The sequence below is a fragment of the Cupriavidus sp. 2SB genome (assembly GCF_005503625.1).
Lineage (GTDB): Bacteria > Pseudomonadota > Gammaproteobacteria > Burkholderiales > Burkholderiaceae > Cupriavidus.
In genome coordinates this window covers 1-23,546 of sequence record NZ_SCMX01000011.1, presented here as the reverse complement: position 1 = coordinate 23,546, position 23,546 = coordinate 1, and the positions used below count along the sequence as shown (strand labels likewise).

Genomic DNA, 23,546 nt, shown 5'->3' with positions numbered 1-23,546 from the left:
TGCTCCGAAGAGGATGGAGCACTCCGCCAGGGCAAGTGCCCCAACGGGATAATGAAATGTGTGGCCTAGTGCCACGGGTCGATGCGCCGGAAGCGCGAGGTGTGGCGCAATAGTAGCAGCCAGGCCTGCCGTCCTGCAACGAGCGCACAAAAGAAAAAAGCCACTCCCGCAATGGGAGTGGCTGTTCAAACGGATTGGCGCGTCTTGCGTTTGGCACGAGCCTTAGTCTCACCCAGCTTATAGCCGAAGCGTTCCCATGCACCCGGATCCAGCGGCAGCGGGCTTGTACGCCCCGTCGCCAGATTTACAAACGCACCGCAGTACTGGAGCGTCCCCGTGCGGAACAACGTCCACAACAGGTTGTACGCCTGTACTGCAATCACCGAGTTGATCACCAGCGACTGCTTCTGCAGCGCCTCCGCCATCGAGCACGATGGCGCGGTGTCGGCCTTGTCCCCTTTCGGGTCCAGCAGCTCCGGAAACAGGTCGCCCACGTGGGGCAGCCGTTCCTTTGCCTTGCCACGCACCTGCCCAAGAATCACCTGGCCGCGATCAGACTCGTTGCCGCAGTCGATATAGTAGCCACCGGTACCCCGTTGCATCGCGCCGAGGATCGCCTTGCGAGCGCCCCGTGTGTCGACGCAACCAATCACCATGTCGCACGCGAAGCGGTCGCCGCTTCCAATCCGGCGGGTCTGCGCTTGCCAGCGCGTACCCATCAGGTTGTTCAGGCGGTTCACGATCAGCGTCGCTTTGGGCTGTCCCACATCAACCGGGTAGAACCCCTGGCGGCCGACGTTGGTCTCGCTGACGGTATCGTCATCGTAGACCGTACAGTCAATACCCCCAGGATGGCCAAGCTCCAGCATGGCGTGATGCAGCCGCGCAAGGTTTGGCAGCAAAGCGCTTCCGGTACCGCCAGCGCCCACAACCGCTACTTCCCATGCGCGAGTGGTCATCTCCTGCGGAATGCGATGTGCGAAGGTCATGCCAAGACCTCCTCGCGCGCGGCCTCGTACCATTCAGCCGGTACCTTCTCCACGTTCTCAAAGATCCCTTTGGCGCAGAGACGCAGTGCCAGCGATGGCACCGCGGCCTGGCAATTTCCCATCACGAACGCGAACTTCACGTCGTGCTGGTCATCGGCGTTGTCCGTTCGGGAAAACCCCGCCGGATGGCAACCATGCGAATGGCAGTCGACTACCAGGACCTCGCCAGTTCGGAGCGACGGACGGTCATACTTGAGGTGCCCGCCACTATGCTCCAGGATTTGCACGGGGACCAGTCGGAATGCCGCCGTTGCGGCATTCCAGACAATCCACGCGCCCGTTTCCTTGGGGTGCGTAGCACGCGCCATCGCAGCGAACTCGCCGATCAGGTCGGCGGGAACTCGACTACAGCGCAGTTCGGTGGCTTCAGCCACCTCGCCATAGGGGATCGCCGTGCGGTACTGGAAGGCACCGAGACGACGAACGACGCGCAGCCAGGGCCGCACGATTTCCAGAAAAACACCGTTGGCCGCGATGAGCAAGCGCTCGCCGGGCCGCTCCATAGTGGCCAGCGCACCGAAGCGCGGGACCATCACGGACGGAAAAGACTGCTGCAGGGCAGCGTCAGCAGGATGCATGTTACTTCTCCAGTTTGCCGGCGATCAGATCGGCCAGCGTGGATTTCATGGAAACGAGGACGTGCTTGGGAAAGTCAGGAAACTGACCGTCCAGCATGTCCTTCCAGAAGGCATAGGCGCCGCGCTCGTACTTGACGCGCTTGCCGCCGTGATTGGGATGGGTGAATGCCGAGTTGAAGAACCCGTCTTCCCAGCCCTTAATCGAGGCAACGTCGATCTGCTTTGGCACGTGTGCTGAGCCGATGCAGATCTTGCCGTGGTCCCACGTGTTGAAGTACGGCGGTTCGAACAACACGCTCTCCGGTACCGGGCGCTCTTCCCCTTTCAGGGCGAAGACCTTGAAACCGGATTGCGATGCCTGGAAGACCAGCGCGGGGTGCGCAACGATGGCGCTACGCTCACCCAGCTCCTTGCACTTGAAGAACACCCGACGGCGTTTGGCTGGACACCACCACGTCACCGCACTCGTGCTGATCGAAAGCACGTTGGGTGTCAGGAACTCGCCCTTGGGAAGGGCGTGCTCTGCTACCTCGCGGACTGCGTGGATCAATGCCATGCGATTCAGTGGCACACCGGCGCCAATCACCGGGCGCCCGGATGCTTCCGATTCGATGCGATGGGCGGTGGCATAGGAAAACTGCCCCGGCCCTTCCCCATAAAGCAAAATGGCCCCCTGGAGGGCCACTTCATGCGACCGCGAGGCGGTCAGGATTTCGGCCATGTGGCCCCCCTAGTCAGAAATAAGTGTGAGTACGCGATCCAGCGCCGCAATGATCTTGAGCATGCCGCTCAGATCCTTGAACTGTTGCCGAATCGCCTTTGGCTCGTCCGCGATGGGAATAAAACACTGGAACATCGTTGCATCGCCGTTGCAGTTGAGTCCGTCATAGAGGTCATCCAGCACCTGCGTGACATAGTCCGACTGCATATAGGCAAGGGTGGCCGCCGCATAGGCCGGTTCGGCCCATTGGGAACCCGAAACAGCCGATCGGTCACCCTGGCGCTTTACCGCCAGGTTCAACTCCGCCAACGCCACGCACAGATCCTTGATCCAGCCTTGATGGCTGCGAGCCAGCTCGTAGAGCTTCCGGCTACCAAAGGCCCTGAGTCTGCGCGACTCCGGGTATGCGTGACAGAAGGATGGGAGCACCTCATCCGGCGCCAGTTCCGGCCGAACCGCGGACGGCAGGTACCGCGCGATGTCGTCCTCATCCAGGCCGCACTGTTCCTTGAGGAACTCGCGCGCGTCGTCGTCGTTGGCAAGGGTGCAGTCGTACTCCCAGTGCCACCGCGCGAACAGGTCGAGCAGTACCTCTGGCGTACGGAGAAACAACGATTTCGCACCCGCCAGGTTGATCAGCGACATGGCGGTGTACAGCAGATGGGGATGCACGGACCGCAGCGCGTTCGCGCGAGCCTCACCGATGAAGTACGCCTCGTCGCCAGGCATGTCGATGGCCAGATACAGCGGCGCATCCACCTCATCATCCCAGCCGAACTGCATCAGTTGATCCCTCGCTGCGCCGATATCAAGGAGCGAGAAACTGAAGTTCAGCCGCCGGCAGCTTGGCATCCGCGCCGCGAGCCATGCGAACATGGCCTGCGCGAACGCATCACCCGCTCCAGTGGGATTGACGACGTCACTGGCACGTAGCACGCCCGTTGCGAACTGGGCGCGTGCCAAATCCACCGCTTCGACCTCGTCTCCGAAGGTCAGAAGCGCACGGCTGGGGATTCCCTCCGGGATGGCAGGGAGCGTCAGAAAATCATGGGCAGGTCGACGTTTGGCAACGGGATGCTGTCGCGCAGGCGTCCATGCGGGTTGTCCAGCATCGACCGCTGGAACAAACGACCGAGGGTCGAACAACATTGTTGAGTCTCCTCAGAATGTAAAAAAACCGCCCTCTCGGGCGGCTTCGTAGTGGAAGAGAACTGGGCAGATGCCAGCGCTCTCATCAAGTCAGATTTGCGCATGCGCGCCCTTTGCGCCGGCGGCGCGGACGAACGTGTAGCGAGCGACACCACCCGTCACTTCCGGGCCGTCCACCGCGGCGGTGGTCAGCTCGGGGTATTGAGCGGAATAGACATCGCGCACCTGGTCGGGCGAGAACTGCGGGCCCACGTCAGGAAGCGTCATGCCGTTGTAGGAAAACTCACGGGTGAGTTGCGTTACTTCGAGTGCCATGTCGGTTCTCCTTTACAACAGGGAAGCGAGGTCGGTACCGGTGGACGCCGGTGCGCTCGTATCAGCTTTCGCCTCGACTTGCGCGCCGTCACCGGTTTCCGACTCGTCAGCATCACCGCCATCACTGGTGGTGTCGGGCGCCGACGGCGATGCGGCCTTGGCCAGCGCTTTCGTCGCCTTGGACGATTGCGTGGATTTGGCGGCATCGAGAATCGACCTCGTGGCCTCGGCCTGCTCGGCAAGCGAGCGATGGGCTTCGGTCACGCTGGTGACGGCCGCCGCGAATTCGGCATCCATTTCCGCCGGCGTAGCCGACAGCATCAGGGGCCTTGTCAGTGCGGGGTCCGCAGCGTCCTTGATGACGGGCATCACGACGACGGACATCGTGTCGCCTTGCATTGTGAGGGTGAGAACGACCTTGTCGCTCGCGCGAACGAGCGGCATCAATTCAGTGAACATGTTGAATCCTTTGGGGAAATGAAATGACAGAGGGCGCCTGGGCGCCCTCTGCAGATGGAGAGTTGAGTGGATCAGTAGCCCAGAACCTTGGGCAGCTTTCCGGTGTAGTCGAAACCTTCCACCGCCAGCAGGCCGGCGATGACTTCGGGCTTCGACTTGTTGAATAGCTTGGCGAAACCATCGCCGAGCGCCTTGCGGATACCCAGTTCGTCGGCGAGAACCTTCATCTCCGACTTGGTGAGCATTTCGAGGAAATCCTGTGCTTGCTGGAGATTCCAGTGGTTGCGCAGATCCAGCTTGTGATACCGGCACAGTTCGCGGAGATTGCCTACCTCCACGCCATCGATAGCGGCAACGGTCAGTCCGATCGTCAGCTGCTGGCGCTTCTGGTCATCCAGCGCGTGGATGGCCGTCAGGCAGCCCTGCAGCGACGATGACGACTTCTGCTCGGTCAGCTTCTCGAAAAACTTGCCCATCACGTCGCCGGCGATATTGCGCGCCAGCCCGTTCAGTGCAACCGCCAGGAGGTACGAGTTCGCCTGTTCGGCGTTCTGCGCAACTTCCTTGCGCAGTGCCTTGCGCCAGAGCGCGGTGCGGTACCCCTTCACCTTTTCACTCTCGCTGATCGACGTCACCGGCTTTTCGGCCGCAGCAGAGGACTGGTCGCCCTTCTTCGCAGGCGCCGCCTTGCCACCTGCTGCCGGTTTGGCTGCAGGCGCCTTGGTGGCATCCTTCTCGGCCTTGATACGCGCGGCAACCTTGCTCTGGTTGCAAACGGTATCGAAGCACTGGCCACTGTAGACCTTGCCCATCGAGTCGGGCAGGCCACTGACGGCGGCGCCGAAGTTCTGGCACGCGTGGCAGGCTTTCGCCTGTTCATCGCCCACGCCAGTCGGGCCTTCAACCTTCAACTGGATCCGGGTGTGGTTGTCACCCACCCGGATGATGCGCACGATGGGATACTCGTCCTTGAGCCCATAGGCGATGCCTTCGAGCTTGCTGGTGAGCTTGCCGTCGTAGCATGCGCGGTTTGTGCAGTTGCCGGTGGCAATGGCTTCGCTGAACATCTCCGTTTGCAACGACGAGTTGTGCGGGCACGCCGCGCACTCAGTCTTGTCAAAGATGGCGGCTTCGAGACTGCACGCGGCGGCCTCGATCGTCTTCTTCAGTTCCGCAACGGGCTTTTTCTCGCTCACGATGACCGGCAGGAGCTTGTCCTGCTTGTCCTTGGCGAGCGTGGCCAGCAGTTCGGCATGGCCGAGCTGGATCGTACGGGTGTTGAGCGCTTCCAGAACGGATTCGCTGCAGTTCATCAGCGCCAGGCGCTTGTCGAGCGTTGAGCGCGACCAGCCAAGCTGGCGGGCCGCTTCGTCGCGGTCGCCGTTCAGTTGACCGACAATCTTCGACGCTTGCACGGCCTCCTCGGATGGAGCCATGTCGGCACGCTGGATGTTCTCGATCAGCGCCTTACGATCGGCTTCGGCATCGGTCATCACCTGGATGTTGACAGGCATCTCGTACCTGTCGCCGTGGGCCGCCATTGCAGCACGATACCGGCGTTCGCCGGCTACCACCTCATACTCGTGGCCGTGCTCATCATCCTCGATGGGACGGATCAAGATGGGCTGGATGACCCCGTCTACGCGGACGGATTCGGTCAGCTCGGCCATCTGGGCAGGATCGAAGTACTTGCGCGGGTTGCGGCCAGGACGGATGCTGCCAATAACAACGGTAGGATTTTGCATTGTGGGTTCTCGCGAGAATAGGGGAACCCGTTGCCGCACCGGGAACATGGTTCCCGAGGGGATAGAAGGTTGGACTACCAGGCTATGCTGGCCGGCCACCGTACTGCAGAAGCTGGCACCAGGAGGTGCGGGGTCGATGCGTCTAGGACGCGGTAGGTGCCGTGAGGATATCCTAGGCCAGTTTCGGAATCAAGCACCTGCGATAGTAGGGTGCGGGATCCCGCAGTCAGGCAGATCCATGTCCTTTTCCGTTGTCAGTGTTGTCGCTGCCCGATTGCTTTCGATTCGCGCAGCTTCCGCTCAGCCGTGTCGTGCCTCAGACGGTCCAAGGCCGCGAGAGCAAGACGCACTTCGTCGCGCATTTCCTCCAGTGTTTGCCAATCGCCTTCCCTCCGCGCTCGCTTCGTCATGGCGTCCAGGACAATCGGCAGCCGAGAAGGGTCATCGAATCGCTCGTACTCTGCCAGATGCTGCGAGGCCAGCCGCCACTACGCCACGCAGAGCGTCGCGCAAAACACCGCGAGGGTGATCCCGAGATATAGAAGCCGATATCATTTCGCAGGCGGTCGCGGAGCTTCTTCTGTTCATCACGATCCGCCCTGCGAACCTTCCGTTGGAGTTCGCGGACTCGCTCTGCTTCGGCCTGAAAGAAAATACTCTTTCCCTTCATACCGGCTTCTGTCGTCCTATATCGCGGTTATCGAACGCGCGTTCGCCAAACAGTCAATATAACCACGAATGCGCTGCCGGCCATGCCGATCAAGCTAGCAAGGATGGCCGCCGGGTTGCGCGAAGCAGCATTGAAAAAGATCCCAGCTACGCAGCTGCCGAACACAACACAGTTGAGAATCAGTAGTGCCAGGGAGGGGCCGGAGAAGGAGAACCTCGCCTCTTCGGCGTCGCGCTCGCCGCATTTTATTGCAGTACTTTCCACCATTTCTGCTTTTCCTGTCTATTGCGACTGCGTTAGGACGGCTTGCCCACCGTTACGGATACGTCGTAGGGCCCCGTGGCACACGCGGACGTGATCGACCGCTCCAAGGGCGCGTCACCGTACGGCTTGACAACGGTGTTGTTCACCACGGCCTGCACCACGACATCGGGCCGCAATGGCCGGGCGTTGCGCACGAAGCTCTCGCAGGCCGCGGGGTCCTTTAGGACCCCGCGTACGCGCACTGCGTCACCGCTGCGGGTGAGCGTCGCCGCTTGGAAGGTCGTCCCTGCCGGTGGCTGCTTCTGGCAAGCTGCGCCTTCCTCCAGCCGGCACTGCGCGAACGCGACGCTGGCCATCGCCAGCTCCCAGCCGGCGTCCGAGCAGCCCGACACCCCCAGTGCCGCCATCGTCAATGTCACAACGGGCAAAATTTTCATGGTTCAGTCAGTCTTTTCCGTTGTCTTTTACCCTGCAGCGCCGAGCTCGGCGAAGTCAGCAGGAAGCTTCGGAAGCTTGCCATCAAGATCACCATAGCCGCGCACAGCATTCCATGTGTCACGCAGATCCTCGATCGCGCGCGAGACCGCAGACGTCCATTCGGAACCGCGGGTCAGTTGCTCTTGCGGTAGCGCGGCCAGCTTCGCTTCCAGTGCGGCCATTGCCTCATTGAGGGTGCGACCGGTTTCCATCGGCAGCCAATCGACGCTGAATACGTACTCCATTGCCGGGATCATGTCGAGATCGCCCGCGCTTGATAGGTCGCGGACGGTATCGATCATGTTCTCCCACACCCCGAGCGCCGCCCACACGCCTTTGCCGTAGCGGTCTTGCCAGGCCTGAAAGGCGAAATCATGCGTGGTGATTAGTGCGTCAATTCGCTCGAACATCGTCTTTCCACTTTTCCCTTGTCTTACTGGGCGGGCTTCCAACCCATATCTTGGTGGCACACTACCGGCGTGCCGTCGGCAGTTGCTTTTACCCCTTTGCTGCGCGATACAAGGCGCACCTTGAACGGCCGGGCGCTTTTGCGTCAGGATGTTCCAGGCGTAGGCGAACATCGCCAGCGCGATTACGAGCAAGACAAAGTTCGTTGCTATCCTCATACTTGAAACGCTCCTTTTCCTTAGTCGAATGGGTTCAGCACTCGGACACCCAGCCCCCCGAAGTCTTCTACGTTGCGCGTTACAACGGTCAGGTCATGTATCAGGGCAGTTGCAGCGATCAGCTTGTCTAGCGCGTGCTCGGGATGCGGAACCCGAAGGCGTCCCCACACTTGGCCAACTTCCTCGTCCACCGAAAGGATGTTCTGCGCGAAATCACTCAGAACAGTCTCCAGCCATGCGTCAAGCATTGCCGCCTGCTGCTCATCGCCACGGTGACGAACCACCTCGACACCTCGCCGCAACTCGCCCACAGTCACCACGGACAGATAGAGACCGTTATCCTTTTTGACTGCCTGACGAAAGAATGCCAGCACACCTTTGTTAGCACGCAGGCGCTTTCGCACCTCGCTGATGACATTGGTATCAACCAAATACACGCGCGACCTCTCCCACGTCATCAACGCGTGCAAAGTCGGCATCCTCGCCAACGTTGGGCATGCTCATAAGGACTTCCGCAAAACTCTTGCGCTTCGTCCCGCCCAACGCTTTGGCCAAGATTTCACGATGTTCGGCTTCAGCGCTACGCCCGTGAGCTGCGGCCACTTCACGCAGTCGTTGCACGAGTCCCTCATCGACATTTCGAACCAAAAGATTTGCCATTGCCACTCCTTGTCGTCGCGCTATCAATGATAGCACGCACACAATGAAGTGCAATCATTGATAGCGTCAGGGAGTGGCGCACCAACACCTCGTTGAGGTATCGGCATTTGTGCTTAGATCTTTACATTCAGCCAGCGTCCAACTCGGCTATCGCCTCTCGATATTCTTTCTTCGGCACTTCCAAATAGGGAGCAACATGATCCAGCTCGGCATGTCCCAACAGCAGTTGCGCGGTTTCGAGCGAATGCCCCTGCGCCAGAAGCCAACTGGCGAACGTCCGTCGCCTTGAGTGGCTGCTGTAGTCCCTCCCAAGCCCGGCCGCTCGATAGAGCCCCGTCACATAGCTTTGCAGGCTGTCGGCTGCAAGGTAATCGACCCGTTCGCCGGCCTCGTTGATTCTGCGCTTGACGCTTAGTTCATAGGGCCCGCCCTTGTGCGTCAGGATGAGCCTCGGTGACGCGGAGTAGGTGGCGGATTTGGGAAGGTTTGAGGGTCTTGGCGCCCTTGATATTCATCCTTGTCCATCTCGGAATATGCTCGATTTCGAACTTGTTACGAGAGAAAAACGCGGAGCGCTCCCTGCTTGGCGTCCTCGGAAAAGGCGATGGACAGGCATTGGAATGCTTCGCCTCGAATTTCATTGCTCTCCCAGTCGAGTCACCGTCCGGATTTCCGCGGAGTGCCTCGCACTCGCAGGGATGGCAGCCACACGCCAGGCCCCGGCGCTTTGACTACGGTGCCCTCTACAGTCGCTTCGCGGCCAACGAGCGAGCGAGCCTCGTCCAAAGGCATTCCCACCAGCTCCCAGGTCTCATGGGCAGCCGTCTCCAACACCACGGTCGGGAATGGCTCGTTACCCTTGATGTGAATCTCCCCCACCAGCGTTTGCGTCTGAGGCTCCGTTGCCGCGCCCGCGCAGGCCGCAAGGCCGAGTGCCGTTAGTGCGGTCAGTACGATCTTCTGCATGACAATCCCAAAAAACGAAGGGGCGGCTGTTGCCGCCCCGGGGGTCTTATTGAATCACGACCGACAACGTCGAGTTAGGCGGAACCTTGACCGTCTCGCTATACGTACCGTTCACGGCCTTGCGCACCACCGGCAGGCTCGCGTAGGGCTGGAGCGTCGACGGCACCGTCTGCGTCAGCGTGCGGCTGGCCAGCTGCGCCTGCGGATCGATCACCGGCAGCGTGAAGCCACCTTCCGCGCGGGCCGGGAAGCCGAAGCCGGTCGGGCTCGGCGCCTTCATCAGCGCGCCAGACGTGGCGGCGAAGCGGCGCAGCTGCTCGCCAAGGCTGGACGTCGGCGCGATCGCCTTGATCGACGCGTCAAGCACGGCAACGGAGTCCGTGCTGCCGACATTGGTCAGCAGGTGCTTGTAGAAGCCCAGGCCGAGTTGCCGATCCAGGAAGCCGCCCAGCGAGCCGGACACCGAATAGCTGTCGCAGGCCGCGCCGAATGGGTCCCACGTCAGCAGGCTGCAGTTATACGAGCCTGCCTTGTAGCCGATGTAGTTCGGGAAGCGCACATCGCGGATCGCGTTGTAGGTCGGGTCGATCGACTGGCTCGCGAAGTCCTCCATCATCATCGCCGTGCCCTCTTCCAGCCACGTGGCAAAGGCGTAGGCCGGACCCTTCACCACGCCGCGCCGGTAGAAGTTTTGCATGTGCATGCCTTCGTGCGCCATCGTCAGCAGCATCGACTTCATGCCCGACGCGCCACCCAGGTATAGGGTCTCGGCATCGAGGTACAGCGACACCGACTGGTTGCTGAGCGGCTCGGCGGCAGCCGTGAGCGCATTGCGACCGTAGAAGTAGCCGACCATGCCGAACGGCGTGGCGTTGTTGTCGAAGTTCAGGATCACGATGTCGATCGGCTGCGCCACGGCGCCAGAGATCAGGTCCGTGTACACGTGCGGACCCCACACCGGGCCGCCGGTCTGCTTGAGCAGGTCGTAGATCTTGCCGGCCGGCACGAAGCCCGCTTCCAGCGCGGCGACGATGGCCGTGCTGACCTTGAGCGGGTTGTTCTCCGTATCCTCGACCCAGAAGTTGACGACCGTGCCGTCGGCGGTCGTATCCGTACGGACCAGCGTGGTTGCCCGCGAGCTGTTGTCCTCGTGATACCAGTTGCGCGTGTCGCCCACGGTGTAGGCGGCACGCAGCGGCGGCGTGGCGCCGAACGTCGACAGGCTGGCGCCGGTGCCCCGGGCGCCTGCCTTGGCGGCCCAGCCATCGCGGTTGTAATCGGCGATCCGGCCCTTGGCGGCGCTGACGCCGTCATCCCACTGGATGGCGCTCGCGGCCACCGTCGGCAACTGCGACGCGGTCAGCGCGACAGTCGGCATCGTCTGGGCGGTGCCGGATTGGTTCGTGAACACCAGGGTCACGTCTTGGCCGGTCAGGCCGGCGATGCTGATCGGCATGTCGACGGCTGCCGTCGTGGCATTCATGCTCTGCCAGACACCGACGCCAGAGCCGGCGTAGGTATTCGCATCGACCGCAGCGCAATTCGAGCAGGCCGGTGCAACGACACTGGTTGGCTTGGCAGCCGGATCGGCGGGCGTCTGGGTAGCCGGACCGCTCGGCGCGGTCGCGGCCGTTGTAGTGGATTGCGTGGCGGGCTCTCCGCCATCGCCGCCACCTCCGCATGCCGCTAGCACGGCCGACGTCAGCAATGCCAAAGCAAGAGACCCTGGGAACGACAAAGTGCGCTGATTGCGCATGACAATTTCTCCATGTTTCGTTGGCCGCTACCCTTCAATTCGCGGCATCTGAATATCGGCGGATTCGCCGTGCCCTGCACCCCGCTTATGGGGGATTACCCTAACCCTCTGGACTTGCCGGTGCATCTGCGGCAATCGCCCACGGCTTCAAAAAAAAAGCCCTCACGAGGAGGGCGGGGAGAACGGGTCCATCTTGAGAGAGTTCCGTAGCGGGGCGCTACGGAAACCATCTTATGGCTTAGTGGGCCGGTCGATGACCCCGAAAGGTTGGCAATTTCGGCGTCTTTTCGCCGTCAGAACAGCGCAAGCTGGTCATCTGGCACGAAGACCCGCATCGCCGGTGTGGTTAAGCGCGCCTGCTCGGGATCTGCACTCACGTGGAGAATGGATTCAACCTCAAGGTCAGTCGATCCAGTCGGCAACGACGGGGCAGCGGATTCGTCGGTGTCAACGGACTCCGGAGTCAGCGATTCCATAGCCTCACGGAACCGCTTTACCCGCAGCTTCGCGCCCCAACCACCGAGGATGTGAGCCGGCGTGAACCAGGTGCCCCAAGCCTCGACGGAGAGCGCGTTGCCGTGTACGACGATGGCGGGGATATTCAGGAGCGACAATTGAACGTACGCCATGTGGACGCACCTTGGATCGATGTCGATGCAGGTCGCATGCATCGTCTGCTGGTAGTTGCGGCCTGCGTCATGAAGTGCATCCGCGCAAGCGATCACCATCCCACCGGCACCGCATGCCGGCTCGCTGATCGTGACGAACCCGTCCCGGTCAACGTACGGATTGCCGTCGCCGATATTGATGCTGGCCATCAGGCGAGAGACGCTGTACGGGGTAAAGAACTGCCCTGCCCGATCGTTCCCGAGTTCGAGCATCATGTATGTCTGGCCAAGCACATCGGCCAGGCCGTCGCCGTGGGGCACCAGTTGCTGCACCCGGTCTTCGAATGTCAGCGTCAGGGCCCCCAGCATGTGCGAGAAGCGCTCCAGATCCTCGCGCTCGTACCGCTTCACGATTTCCAGGTAACGCTTCTCCCGCGCATCGAACTGATGGCGATCGACGGCATTGCTGATGGTCAGCGCCGACAACTCGACGAAGTCGGAGAAGACCTCGTGCATCGAGTGCCGGTGGCCGAAGGCCTTGAAGAACGACAGCAGCTGCTTGTGCGGGTCGCTGGCCGTGCCTTCGAACTTGCGTTTGGCGGCCTTGCTCATTGACCCGGCCTACGCAGAAACGGGTACGCGGCAGTACTGCAGCAACGGAATTGAATGGAATTTGGGGGCATTTCGTTGGGATCAATGGATCCGGAAACGCCCCCTTGCCGGGAACGTTCCCGGACGGGGTGGAAGAAAAGGGTTCAGGTGCCGACGAACTGCGCCAGGCGCTCGGCAAGCTCTCGGTGCAATCTGATCTCCCATTGCTCGTTGAACTGGCGGATCTCGACACCAGGGAAGGCGCGCCGCTGGGGAGATACAAACGGCGCGTCGACGCGAAACTCACTGAGGCAGGCGGCCATTGCCAGCTCGCCAGAGCGTTTGGCGAAGACGGCCAACCCAGTTAGAACCAGGTTAACCCGGTCGACAGCGCCGGCACAAAGCCACCGCATACCGGGCGTATGGCCGGCCGCCGGCTCGGACGGAGCCGCAAGGCGCAGGATTCCGAGTTGCCGCGTCAGCCTCATGCTCAGGTTCGTGTTATCCGCGAAGGCGCTTCGCAGCACGCTTACGGCCTGCTCGATAGGCAACGGCTGAGCTTTTGAGGCAACCAAGACATGCCAGAGCTTGTCGAGATCGGGAATCTGGCCGGCGTCAATCACCTGCCAGACATTACGGGGACCATCCAACTGGACCCGTGTTTCGTCGACGCGCTCCCCGATCTGCGTACTCGCCTTGTCGACAAGGTTTGCTGCAAGGCGCTTCAGGAAGGCACGACGGTACCGCAGCCGAGATTCACTCGAACGCCGGCAGGCGAGGCGCGCCGCATTGGGGAACAGAGTGGCCTCCAGCTTGGCAACCCGATCCATATCGGTCGTGCTGAAGTGTTCCGCGGCCAGAAACTGGCCGATCAACTGGTTGTACATATGGTCTCGAAGGAATATCGGGACCGACCCGCAGGGACTCGGTCCCATGCGGGGAAATTGCGATGCTCAGTGCAAGCCGAGCGATGGCACGGCGGGGGAAAAGCCCATAGCCCACCACTGCGCAACAGGGTGATTCGGGAATTCCGGAATCTCTTGCGCCCGGAATATCTCCGGGACAAGGGCAATGGCCGACGGCCGCGCAAGCACTGTCTCGCGCCACTGCTGCTGAAGGCGCAACCACGTCAGTTCGGCGCGAGCGACATGATCCCAAGCGTGCGGCAAGCGGTCTTCGTCAAATACTTCTGCACCTTCTGCCGTCATGACTGCCACCACCTCGTGGTACCGCCCGAGTTCATGCGGGAAGCCGCGACGAACAAACTTCAGGATGGTCGCGTCCGGGAAATTGAAGACGCGCTGCAATTGCCGGATGTACACAGCGCATTCACGTCGCGAGCGCTCGTTGTAGTCGTCGCGGCCAACCTGCGCACACGATTCTTCGGCCGGGACGGGCCCGACTTCGATGTCAATTGTCTTGGGGCGGAGCATTGCGTTTCCTAAATGGGAGACGGGAAACGCCCCATCGGGACGCTTCCCGGATGGGTGTGGAGGGCCGCGCGTGCCGGATGGGCAGCGCGCGGCGATGGTCAGACCAGCTGGCCCGACAGATGAGAGAACCTGGCAAGGACCCACAACACAGCAACCACCAGAACGGCGACTGTCAGCGTGGAAAGTTGCAGGTACAGCAGCGGTATGCTCACCGTCGTAACGATGAAGAAAAGCGCTGTGAAAAGAATCACGACCAGTGCAACGATGGCACCGGCAGTTTCAGGGGCGTCGATGTGAGACATGATGGCTCCAAAGTAATGGGAGCCATGACCCATGTGGGGACATAGCCCCAATGGGTGAAAGAAGAAGATGGCCGGTACGCCGGCGAGGTCGATGCGCGGTAGCGCGGAGAATCGAGTGGATAGTACAGCGCACCAGCGCCTAGGGCAAGACGCTAGTCATGCATCGGGCTTCTTCGCCGGCATGCAATCCGCAAAGTCGGCGTGGAGTGCGCGCACGGGAACCATGTTGGGCTGAGCGTCTGTCGAGACCAGCGCAGCCATCTGCGCCGCATAGGTGACCAGGCCATTTGCGCACCTGACCACATTGTCAATCAGTCCCATCGGGTAACCGGAACCGGATCTGGACATGGGATTCATACCGCCGTGCGTGAAACTGTTCATGGCGCGCAGGGATTGCTGGCGATACTCGTCCAGATGCCCCACGATTCCTTTCACTCGCGGGTCATCGAGCTTGAGCAGCTCGTCGAACATGACCTTGAGGCCCGGCGCCTTGTCCGCTGCCCGCGCCGACTCTTCGCTAAGTGGCTCGTGATACTGCCGCACCCACTTCTCGCCTGCCGCTTCCAGCAGCCAAACGCCACGGATCAGGGTTTCGAACTGCGGTCGGAAAAGTGCCATCGCGGCATTAGGCATGCCCATCGTGAGCAATGCAACGGCGCCTGCTGCATGTTCCACGGACATTAACGCGCATTGGTAAGCACAGATCGTCCGCGGATGATCCACGGGCGTGGCGCGGGCCATGCCAGTCACTGCGGCGTTGTGGAGTTCCGCCGAGCGGCTCAGGATATCGACGGCCATCGGCTATTCCCCCTTTGTTGCATGTCGGGCCAGGCGGTTAGCCTCCCGGAGACGGTTCACTACGGCCCAGCGCCGCTGCTCAACCTCTTCCGGGTTCTCCAGATTGGAATAGTCCTGCATGGGTCCATCGCCAATGAACGCCCTGTAGTCCTCAGGAAGCTTGCCTTGCGCCTTCAGCTTGTCGCGCTGCAGTCGCCCTAGCCCATCCGTCGCCTCGGTGATGGCCACGTAGTCCCAGCGCGCTGGCACGGCCGCCTCAGAAAACCAGACCTCCCCCTCTCCCTGGCCCACGAGTGCGACCACGTCGTACACGCTACCGACAGGCGACGGCACAGCGCGCACCTCGAAGCGCAGCACCTCAGGGCGAGGGTGCCAGAACACACGGTCGAGATAGCGTTTGAAGATGAAGGCGTCGAGCCTGGCGATCTCGCCGTACTCCGGCTCTCCGGGCGCGATGAACTGCGGCTCGCTTTGGGGGCGGTTCCCGAGGGATACCTCTCGGCTGATGGGTGTGTGCGACATGGTTTTCCGGTAAAAGGCGCCCCAAATTCTATAGCTTTCGGGCCTAACCCCGACGGAAATCACCCGGAGAATGGTTGGCGGCGAACTACGCCCGCCGGCCGCCTTGACTTCGGCGTGGGGCCGGTATCTTGGTCTCAGACCACCAAATACCTAGCCGCCATGCGATTTACCCGACACGGACGCCACGATCCCATCAATTTCAATGCACGCCGCCAGGCTGCCTTCGCCCGCAAGCAGCAACGCGAGCGCGACAGGTACCCGCTCTTTGCGGAACACGTCGCGGCCGAGCAGCACTCGCCGGACGAGGAGTTCGCGCGCCGTCAGCGTCGCTCAGACAACCTGGAGCGCACGACGCGCAGCCTGCACGCCCGGATCTGGCGTGAGAAACGCGCCGTCTACTTTTCCCTGGCAGCCGAACTTCGCGCCGAAATCCGTACGAAATGGTTGGCGTGGACGGGTCCTACAACCCCCTTCTACTTCGCCTACATCGTTGACATGGTCAGCGGCGAAGCTGCACGACGCGCAGAGGCCTCCCGCGCAAACATGCTCGCGGTCCGTCGGCGCGTCCTGGCCATGATGCCGGAACAGGCTGCACTGGAGATTGCATGAAGCCAACCGCTGAACAGGATCAGGTCGTCGAAGCAGTCGGCGCCGGCGGCGCCGTCAAGGTCAAAGCGTATGCCGGCGCTGGCAAGACCTCAACGCTGCGCATGGCTGCCGAGGCTCGCGGCCGTGCCCGGGGTCTGTACCTCGCCTTCAACAAAGAGATCGCCAACGAAGCGGCCCGCAAATTCCCGCAAAACACCCGCTGCCGCACGGTGCACTCGCTGGCCTACAGCGGCACGCGGCCCGAGATCACCCGCAAGCTGAGAAATCCGGTGGAGCCGCCCCACCAGTTGGCGTTGCGCTATGGCTTTGGCAAACTGCGCCTGCCTACCACGATTGGCAAGGATCTGGAACTCAGTCCGAGCAAGGTCGCCCGGATGGTGATGGACGGTGCCGCCCGCTTCTGCCGCTCCGCCCAGTCCGAACCGCTCGCATGGCACATCCCGGTCGAGGCGATCGTAAAGGACGAGGAAGCCGAGCATCTGCGCGAATCGCTGTTGCCGTCCGTCAAACGCCTCTGGTCGGAATACCTCGATCCGGCGGCGCCATCAGCCATTTCACACGACTGCTACGTAAAACTCTGGCAACTCAGCCGGCCCCGCATCGGCGCAGATTTCATCCTGTTCGACGAGGCGCAGGATGCGGATGGCCTCATGCTCTCCGTGCTGCGCGCCCAGCAGTGCCAGGTCATCTACGTTGGCGACCCTTACCAGCAAATCTACGAATGGCGTGGCGCCGTGAACGCCATGGAGCATATCCGCGCGCCCGAGTGCGCACTGACTGAATCGTTCCGCTTCGGCCCCGCTATCGCCCAGCTCGCCAGCCGCGTGCTGCAATTGATGGACGAGCAAACGCCCGTACGTGGCCAGGACCATGTCGCTTCACGCGTCCTGCACGAGTCCTCCCCCGGCCAAGACCGATTCGACGCCATCCTGTGTCGGAAGAACGCCACGGTGCTGACCCACCTCGCGCAAGGCATCGGCCGCGGTGACCGTGTGGCGGTCCGAGCCAACGTCGATGAGCTGCGCGCCTTCGCGGACGGCGCAGAGCAGCTCATGCGCGGCCAGCGCGTCGGTTTTCCAGCGACCCTCGCCCTCTTCGAGACGTGGGATGAGGTGCAGGAGTACGCCGAGTCGTTCGCAGGCCGGGACCTCAAGCCACTCGTCACGCTGATCGACAGCGAGGGGGTCGACTACCTCAGGCTCATCCTCACGCGCGTTGCCCCGGAGGACGAGGCGGACTACATCGTTTCCACCATCCACCGCGCCAAAGGCCTCGAATGGAACCGCGTCCAGCTCGCCGGCGACTTCAAATTCAAGAATGACGAAGGCCAGCTCACGATGGCCCCAGAGGAAATGCGACTGCTCTATGTCGCCATGACCCGCGCCAAGCACGTCCTGGACGTGAGCGAGATCCGGCGCGATCTCTACACCATGTTCCGCGATGCAGGCGTCTGAGGAGAATCAATCATGATCACGGTGCGGATTGGCGGGACCGAGTTCCCGTTGGGCGATGTGTTGGAAGACCCGGGCCGCTATGCCCGGCAACTGGAACGCGCGAAGACCGTACAAGGGTTCGCAGAATGCGGCTGCACCTCCAGCCGTCCACGGCCCAAGCTGGTGATCCGACGCCACCGCGATATCTTCCTGCTGGCGCGCTGGCCGGACCAGGCCCATCACCACGGCGGCGCATGCCCCTTCCATCGGCAGGCGCAATCCAAGACCAATGTCGTCGACAGCCTCGACGCTTTCCGCGTGCGCGACGGCCGCCATGACATCCGCCTGGATGCCACGCTGTCTGCAAGCACGCGAACGCCGGCGAAGACCGTGCAACGGACCCCGCAAGCGCAGAGCACCAAGCCCCAGCGGCGCTCCGCAGGCCTGCTCGCCTTTCTCGAGTACGCGTGGGAGCAAGCGGGACTGAACGTCTGGTCCGGCAACGGCTCGCGCGGCTGGAACGCGTGCTGGTCCCAGCTGACCACGGAGCTAGCCGACTGCCACATCAACGGCAAGCCCGCCGCTGAATTGCTGCACGTCATGCAACGATGGGACCCGGCGCGCAAGACAGAAATCCTGGCCGAATTCGACGCGTGGCAGGCCCGCCTCGCCCCCAATTCGACAGGCAACCCGCGCGGCATCGTAATCGGGGAGGTCGAGTCGCACGGAGCCACCCGGTATGGCGGCAAGCTGGTGTTGCGCCAGAGCACGCAGCGCTTCTTCATGGCGGCCGAGATCTACGCCCGCCTGCAATCTTCTTTCGGCGGGGCCCTGGCGGCACTTGGCAAGGACGACCAACGCTGCGTCGCCGTCTTGCTGGTTGAGCGATCGAAAGCCGGCTACCTGACCGTGGTCAACGTGGCCGCAATGCTCGCGAACCGCCAGTTCCTGCCGTGCGATTCGTCGTACGAAGTCGCTATGGCCGATCACCTGGTCGCCCAGCGCCGTGCGTTCCGCAAGCCCCTGCGCCACATTGGCCGCGCCGTCGTCCATCCCGACTTCGTATTGACTGATGTCGAACCGGAGGTCGTCATCGAGGTGCTGGGCATGACCGGAAACCCGGAGTACGACGCGCGTATGGCGGCCAAGCGCCAGCACTATCGTGCACAGGGTGTCCCGTTTGTCGAATGGGATGCGGTGTCGACGTCCCTCACCCAAGTGCCGCTGCCCCAAGCCAAGTCACCGTCGCACGATGCACGCTGATCGCGAAGCCCTGTTCGCAAGGACAATTGCGCTTGTCCACGAGCATCGCGCAGCGTCTGTTGTGCTCCTGCAGCGTCATCTTGGCGTCAGCCACGACACGGCAGAAACGTTACTGCTGCGCATGGCTACGGAGACGACTGCGGTGCGGCGCATGCAGAACGGGTTGTTCCTCTACACGCAGGGACCTATCGGCGAGGAACTGGCGGCGCTCCACGGGTTCGCACGCGCCGTGCTCACCGCGCTGGCGGAGGACAACGTCGATACCGAGCTGCTGCGAGCGGCTGCAGTCCGTTTTGGGTTGGCTAAAGGCGAGGCCCTCCCTTTGACGCTCCAAGGACGCTTTCCACCTTGACTTCTAACGTTGCCCGCTAGGGTGACGAAACGCACATGTTTTGCGTCTTCACCAAAAAGTGCGAGCAAAGCGCGAACGCACGGCTCGCGATTAAGGTTTCAATTGTCATCCTCACCATATACAAGGAGCAAGCATGACAGTCACGGAAAACGGCACGCTTGATGCCGGTGGCACGACCAACGGCAACGCACGCCAGGCGGGGCTGACGATTGCGGCGCAAGTCGCGCGCAATCGCGGCCTTGACCTGCACGCCACCGAGCTCCGCGCCATCCTCGCCGCCCAATCTGGGGATGTCAGCAACGCTGCGATCCCGCAAGGCTGGATGCTAGTTCCCGTGAACCCGACCGAGGAAATGCTTCATGCGGTTGACATCGGGCGAATCGTGCCTGCCAGCGTTGGCGAGACTGTGAAGCGCTGGGACCGCCGTCGCAAGGACTGGGCTGTAATGCTCGCAGCGGTTCCTCCCGCGCCCAATACCGATCCTGCCAAGGATGCCAGCAACGCAGCGACGGGGCGAGGGCTGACGGCGGAGCAACGCAAGCAAATTGCATGGGACGCCCATAACACGATGACGCGCATTCCTGGCGCTTCGATCTACAACGATGCAGAAATGACAGTGCCAGCAACTCTCGAAGCCATCGCTGCGCCCGCCGCACCAGCGCCGAAGCTGACGCCTGAGCAGGCTTACGCGGCATGGTCATCCATAGCGCCATACGGCACTGGCTTGGAGCCGGAAACCATCGTGGCATTTGCCGAGGCAGTCTGTGCCATGATCGCGGCGCCGGCACCCGCTGCGCAGGCGGATCTCACAACGATCAACGTCACGCAGCCGGGCGACCAGCGCTTGATTGACATGCTGACGCAGGCTTTCGGCTCGCGGCACCAAGCCATTGACGACTTGGCCGCACTGATTCTCCGCGCCAACGCGAAGGCACGCACCCAGAGCGGCGAGGCGGGGGCGGATGCGAAGGGAGGTACGTGATGGATTTCGATTGCCACAAATGCGGCGGAGAGAAAACCGTCTGGATACTCCCAATTTCAGGGGGTCGCGGAACGGGGGAGGCGACTGCCTATGAGGCGCGCTGCGAGACATGCATGGTGGTTCATGCGACCGAGTTGCCTAGCAACAACGACGGAAGGAAGTCGAGCGCAAAGCGTGAGTTCCAGCGCATTCAGCACGCCGCCATGCGCGATCAGCGGACCGTGGAGGGGTGAGATGGCGAAGCAGATCCTTGATCTGCGGCTCCGATTGGAAAGCTGATTTGGATTCACTGGAGCGGCTCGACCAACCCAACGACGGCCGCACCTTGGATGCGATCCAGTCCCGTTTCCACATCGGCTGACGCGCGCGTAGGTCGCCCCGACTTGACTTTGCACGCCAGCGGCTAGGCTGATGACACCATAATTTCGTCCTCTCCCTCACACCATGATTTCGCTTCCCCGTTTCCCCGCCGCACTCCGCAAGATGTGGAGCGGCGCCGAAGTTCAGAACTGGATCGATACCAATCTCGCCCCCCTCCTCTCCCGGCAAGACATAACGTGCGGTAAACTCCGCGAGGCTTTGGATCGGATGGACGCGCTGCTCGACCCCGCCTGCGGCTTGTTGAGCGTGCCAGCTGAATCTGCAACTGCACAAGCCAGTGTCCGCGACATGGCCATGATCCGCGCCGCCCTCGTCCCACTAGACGAAGGAGTGTCTGAGGCCGATGCCCGGCTTCAGATTGAGCACGTCCTGCACACGCTGGACGGCGGGTACGTCATGGAAATGGGTGGGGACAGGATCGTCGAAACCGTGATGAACTTGGTCCGACGTGCCGCCCTTACCGTCACGCCACCGTCGGCGTGGACAAACGACCGCTGCGAGCATGAAGTCTGCGACGAAGAAGACGAGCACGACACGAAGTGCACGGCGTGGTCGACGCAGACCCAGCAGCATGAGCGACCAGCATACGGTCTCACCGCAGAACCTCTGCCCACACAGGACCGCATCGAGTATTGGATTCATGAACTCCGCGGCAAAGCGCGCACCTGTCGTGCGGTGGCCTCCGCCATCACTGCAGATCCCTCGGTCCAAATCGGTTCCCCGGAGGAAGTCGCTGGTGGTATCACCCAGGATGCGCACGCATTCGAAGCGGCCGCGACCCTGATCGAGGATCTGGCAGCCGAACTTACAGCGCCGGCCGGTGGACCGCCACCGTTCACCGGGCATTGGCGTGGCGGCAATGGGGTGATCTCTTGCGGCACGCTGCGCATTTTCAGTGAGAACTTCGACACCAATCCCGCGAGCGACATTAAAGCCGTGATCGTGCAATGGGTGTGCGACACGCTCAATTCCGCCCAACGGCCAGGCGTTGTGGCTGGCCATGACGCTTCGGCCGACGCCGGTGTTCCCTGCGTGCCGGCTGCCAAAGCTGCCCCCTTTCACCCTCCGTTGCATCTGGTCAGCCACATTGCATCGCTAATCGCGGCGGATCTGCTCGGCCAGTCCAAGGAAGAAGATCGCCAACTGGTTGCCCTGCGTCTTGTCGAACTCCTCGTGCGCGCGAATGCCCACCCATGCTGCCCGCCCCCTGCAGATAGGACCGAAGCACAGGAGCGCCACCATTTTGGCTGCGCGCACTGTGGTACAGGCATTTACTTCGCCGCACCCAGGCGCCCATGATGTCCAAGGACGATCGCTACTTCGGCAAGACCATTGCTGAGCACCGGGATATCGGCACCTGCTGGCTTTGTGGTGGCCGTGTGGAGCGCGCTCAAGGCTACCACGGGGCCACTGGTGCTCATTGGGAATGCAGCAAGGCTCTCACGACGCAGTACGCAAGACTGACCCATAGTGACTCGACCCCGTTTCTCGCCCGTGCAAATGGCGGCTTCTTCGTGCACACCGTTGACCCGGTAACCGGCACGTCGTTGTGCGGACACAAGCCGAAGGACACAGCTCGCCAAATGCGACCGCGCGCCCGTTGGATCCCACTCGATCGTGTCCCGCGTGGGTTCAAGCGCTGCCCGCACTGTGCACGAATCGTTGCCGGTGCCGGTCAATCAGTTGCAGCCCATCAGGCCGACTCCGGTCGGTCGGCTGTTACCAAAGAATCAGAACGAGATACCCGCACCCGGGATCTCTTCGAGGACCACATTTCATGAGCGAAAACACGAACATTGAATGGACCGACCACACTTTTAACGCTTGGGAAGGCTGCCAGAAGGTCGGCCCCGGCTGCGACCATTGCTACGCTGAGACGCGCAATGCCCGGTTTGGCGGGGGTGTTGCCCATAACTGGGGCCCAGGTGCGCTACGGCGCCGCACAAGCGCCGGCAACTGGCGCAAGATGTTCCGGTGGAACGCCGCGCATGCGGCCTTCGCCGCGGTTCACGGGCGCCGCCAGCGCGTTTTCTGCGCGAGCCTGGCCGATGTCTTCGACAACGAGGTGCCCATCGAATGGTTCATCGACCTGCTCGATGTCTGGCGCCAGACGCCGAACCTCGACAAGCTGGTGCTGACCAAACGCATCGGCAACGCTATGAAGCGGCTGAGCGAGGCATTCAACGTTCTGATGTCGCGCGAAGACTTCGCCGAAAACCCACTCGTGCCGTGGCTGGCCACCTGGCTCGCTGGCAATGCGCCCGCCGATATCTGGCTCGGTGCAACGATTGTGAACCAGGCCGAGGCGGACCGTGACATCCCGAAGCTGCTCCGCACGCCGGCGAAGATTCGTTTCCTGTCGATGGAGCCGCTGCTTGGCCACGTTGACGTCTTCTCCGCCGCCACGGGAGAGCTACTGCATACCTCGGGCAACGAGTACGATCCAGGCGCCATCGATTGGATCATCGCTGGCGGCGAATCCGGTACAGGTTCTCGATACATGCTGCCCGCATGGCCCCGCAGCCTGCGCGACCAGTGCGCAGCCGCCGGCGTGCCTTTCCTCCTGAAGCAATGGGGGGAATGGCACACAAACGCCGTGTTGACGACGACCGGTGAGGCCGTCTTCCGGAGCTTCGACACGTTCGAGCAGTGGGTGAACAAAGCACAGACCTGGATCGCCGGTGGCATTTGTATCGACAGGCATGGGCAGCAGCTCACGAAAGGGGAGGATTTCATGCGGACGCGTGACCACGGGGCTTTCCCCGTGACCAACATGCATCGTGTCGGCAAGAAAGCGGCCGGACGCCTCCTCGATGGCGTCCTCCACGACGCTTTTC

At 62.1% G+C, this 23,546-nt stretch carries 28 protein-coding genes; 8 read left to right on the top strand and 20 right to left on the bottom strand.

What is annotated here, in order from left to right:
• Nucleotides 1–185 precede the first annotated feature (185 nt).
• From FFS21_RS07490 to FFS21_RS07390, 20 genes are all read right to left on the bottom strand, one after another.
• The gene (locus tag FFS21_RS07490; RefSeq protein ID WP_137924284.1) at nt 186–989 is read right to left on the bottom strand and encodes a PRTRC system ThiF family protein; all 804 of its coding nucleotides are present in this window, start codon (nt 987–989) and stop codon (nt 186–188) included.
• Entirely contained in the window at nt 986–1,627 is a 642-nt protein-coding gene (locus FFS21_RS07485; RefSeq protein ID WP_137924283.1) for a PRTRC system protein A, read from the bottom strand. Before FFS21_RS07485 ends, FFS21_RS07490 begins: the two co-directional genes overlap by 4 nt.
• 1 nt (nt 1,628) lies before the next feature.
• Entirely contained in the window at nt 1,629–2,348 is a 720-nt protein-coding gene (locus tag FFS21_RS07480; protein WP_137924282.1) for a PRTRC system protein B, read from the bottom strand.
• A gap of 9 nt (nt 2,349–2,357) precedes the next feature.
• A complete protein-coding gene (locus tag FFS21_RS07475; RefSeq protein ID WP_137924281.1) occupies nt 2,358–3,497 on the bottom strand; it encodes a PRTRC system protein F in 1,140 nt (379 codons plus the stop codon).
• A 90-nt stretch (nt 3,498–3,587) separates the two neighbouring features.
• Complete coding sequence (locus FFS21_RS07470; protein WP_137924280.1) at nt 3,588–3,812, bottom strand: PRTRC system protein C; 225 nt, start codon at nt 3,810–3,812, stop codon at nt 3,588–3,590.
• A 12-nt stretch (nt 3,813–3,824) separates the two neighbouring features.
• Nucleotides 3,825–4,271: a PRTRC system protein E gene (locus FFS21_RS07465; RefSeq protein ID WP_137924279.1), complete on the bottom strand. Its 447-nt coding sequence runs from the start codon at nt 4,269–4,271 to the stop codon at nt 3,825–3,827.
• Between the two features lie 71 nt (nt 4,272–4,342).
• On the bottom strand, nt 4,343–6,016 hold the full coding sequence (locus FFS21_RS07460) for a PRTRC system ParB family protein (protein WP_137924278.1): 1,674 nt from the start codon (nt 6,014–6,016) through the stop codon (nt 4,343–4,345).
• 697 nt (nt 6,017–6,713) lie between these two features.
• Nucleotides 6,714–6,953, bottom strand: coding sequence for a hypothetical protein (locus FFS21_RS07455; protein ID WP_137924277.1), 240 nt, complete (start codon nt 6,951–6,953; stop codon nt 6,714–6,716).
• 29 nt (nt 6,954–6,982) lie between these two features.
• On the bottom strand, nt 6,983–7,387 hold the full coding sequence (locus tag FFS21_RS07450) for a hypothetical protein (RefSeq protein WP_137924276.1): 405 nt from the start codon (nt 7,385–7,387) through the stop codon (nt 6,983–6,985).
• A 27-nt stretch (nt 7,388–7,414) separates the two neighbouring features.
• Nucleotides 7,415–7,837 (bottom strand): hypothetical protein, encoded by a 423-nt coding sequence (locus FFS21_RS07445; RefSeq protein WP_137924275.1) that lies wholly within the window; start codon nt 7,835–7,837, stop codon nt 7,415–7,417.
• A 236-nt stretch (nt 7,838–8,073) separates the two neighbouring features.
• On the bottom strand, nt 8,074–8,490 hold the full coding sequence (locus FFS21_RS07440) for a type II toxin-antitoxin system VapC family toxin (RefSeq protein WP_137924274.1): 417 nt from the start codon (nt 8,488–8,490) through the stop codon (nt 8,074–8,076).
• Nucleotides 8,477–8,713, bottom strand: a complete 237-nt coding sequence (locus tag FFS21_RS07435) for a FitA-like ribbon-helix-helix domain-containing protein (RefSeq protein WP_137924273.1) — start codon at nt 8,711–8,713, stop codon at nt 8,477–8,479. Before FFS21_RS07435 ends, FFS21_RS07440 begins: the two co-directional genes overlap by 14 nt.
• Before the next feature lie 127 nt (nt 8,714–8,840).
• Nucleotides 8,841–9,110, bottom strand: a complete 270-nt coding sequence (locus tag FFS21_RS32410) for a tyrosine-type recombinase/integrase (protein ID WP_283205139.1) — start codon at nt 9,108–9,110, stop codon at nt 8,841–8,843.
• A 615-nt stretch (nt 9,111–9,725) separates the two neighbouring features.
• The gene (locus FFS21_RS07420; RefSeq protein ID WP_137924272.1) at nt 9,726–11,435 is read right to left on the bottom strand and encodes a M30 family zinc metallopeptidase; all 1,710 of its coding nucleotides are present in this window, start codon (nt 11,433–11,435) and stop codon (nt 9,726–9,728) included.
• A 293-nt stretch (nt 11,436–11,728) separates the two neighbouring features.
• Nucleotides 11,729–12,655, bottom strand: a complete 927-nt coding sequence (locus tag FFS21_RS07415; protein ID WP_137924271.1) for an N-6 DNA methylase — start codon at nt 12,653–12,655, stop codon at nt 11,729–11,731.
• A 143-nt stretch (nt 12,656–12,798) separates the two neighbouring features.
• Nucleotides 12,799–13,521 (bottom strand): hypothetical protein, encoded by a 723-nt coding sequence (locus FFS21_RS07410; protein WP_137924270.1) that lies wholly within the window; start codon nt 13,519–13,521, stop codon nt 12,799–12,801.
• Nucleotides 13,522–13,587: 66 nt separating this feature from the next.
• Nucleotides 13,588–14,067, bottom strand: coding sequence for a hypothetical protein (locus FFS21_RS07405; protein WP_137924269.1), 480 nt, complete (start codon nt 14,065–14,067; stop codon nt 13,588–13,590).
• Between the two features lie 98 nt (nt 14,068–14,165).
• Nucleotides 14,166–14,369: a hypothetical protein gene (locus FFS21_RS07400; protein ID WP_237380988.1), complete on the bottom strand. Its 204-nt coding sequence runs from the start codon at nt 14,367–14,369 to the stop codon at nt 14,166–14,168.
• A gap of 156 nt (nt 14,370–14,525) precedes the next feature.
• Nucleotides 14,526–15,167, bottom strand: a complete 642-nt coding sequence (locus tag FFS21_RS07395) for a DUF6988 family protein (RefSeq protein ID WP_202127016.1) — start codon at nt 15,165–15,167, stop codon at nt 14,526–14,528.
• 3 nt (nt 15,168–15,170) lie between these two features.
• On the bottom strand, nt 15,171–15,689 hold the full coding sequence (locus tag FFS21_RS07390; protein WP_137924267.1) for a hypothetical protein: 519 nt from the start codon (nt 15,687–15,689) through the stop codon (nt 15,171–15,173).
• A gap of 159 nt (nt 15,690–15,848) precedes the next feature.
• On the opposite strand from FFS21_RS07390, the gene FFS21_RS07385 reads away from it, so the two are divergent.
• The 8 genes from FFS21_RS07385 to FFS21_RS07350 form a co-directional block, all read left to right on the top strand.
• Nucleotides 15,849–16,298, top strand: a complete 450-nt coding sequence (locus FFS21_RS07385; RefSeq protein WP_137924266.1) for a hypothetical protein — start codon at nt 15,849–15,851, stop codon at nt 16,296–16,298.
• Complete coding sequence (locus FFS21_RS07380) at nt 16,295–17,752, top strand: 3'-5' exonuclease (RefSeq protein ID WP_137924265.1); 1,458 nt, start codon at nt 16,295–16,297, stop codon at nt 17,750–17,752. The genes FFS21_RS07385 and FFS21_RS07380 overlap by 4 nt, the downstream gene beginning before the upstream one ends.
• Before the next feature lie 12 nt (nt 17,753–17,764).
• A complete protein-coding gene (locus FFS21_RS07375; RefSeq protein WP_137924264.1) occupies nt 17,765–18,994 on the top strand; it encodes a DUF1173 family protein in 1,230 nt (409 codons plus the stop codon).
• Complete coding sequence (locus tag FFS21_RS07370; protein ID WP_137924263.1) at nt 18,984–19,346, top strand: hypothetical protein; 363 nt, start codon at nt 18,984–18,986, stop codon at nt 19,344–19,346. Before FFS21_RS07375 ends, FFS21_RS07370 begins: the two co-directional genes overlap by 11 nt.
• Before the next feature lie 133 nt (nt 19,347–19,479).
• Nucleotides 19,480–20,328 (top strand): hypothetical protein, encoded by an 849-nt coding sequence (locus tag FFS21_RS07365; protein WP_137924262.1) that lies wholly within the window; start codon nt 19,480–19,482, stop codon nt 20,326–20,328.
• A 444-nt stretch (nt 20,329–20,772) separates the two neighbouring features.
• Complete coding sequence (locus FFS21_RS07360) at nt 20,773–22,008, top strand: hypothetical protein (protein WP_137924261.1); 1,236 nt, start codon at nt 20,773–20,775, stop codon at nt 22,006–22,008.
• On the top strand, nt 22,005–22,490 hold the full coding sequence (locus tag FFS21_RS07355) for a hypothetical protein (RefSeq protein ID WP_137924260.1): 486 nt from the start codon (nt 22,005–22,007) through the stop codon (nt 22,488–22,490). The genes FFS21_RS07360 and FFS21_RS07355 overlap by 4 nt, the downstream gene beginning before the upstream one ends.
• Nucleotides 22,487–23,546: phage Gp37/Gp68 family protein (locus FFS21_RS07350; protein WP_137924259.1), on the top strand; the 1,060-nt coding region annotated here is incomplete at its 3' end. The genes FFS21_RS07355 and FFS21_RS07350, both read left to right, overlap by 4 nt.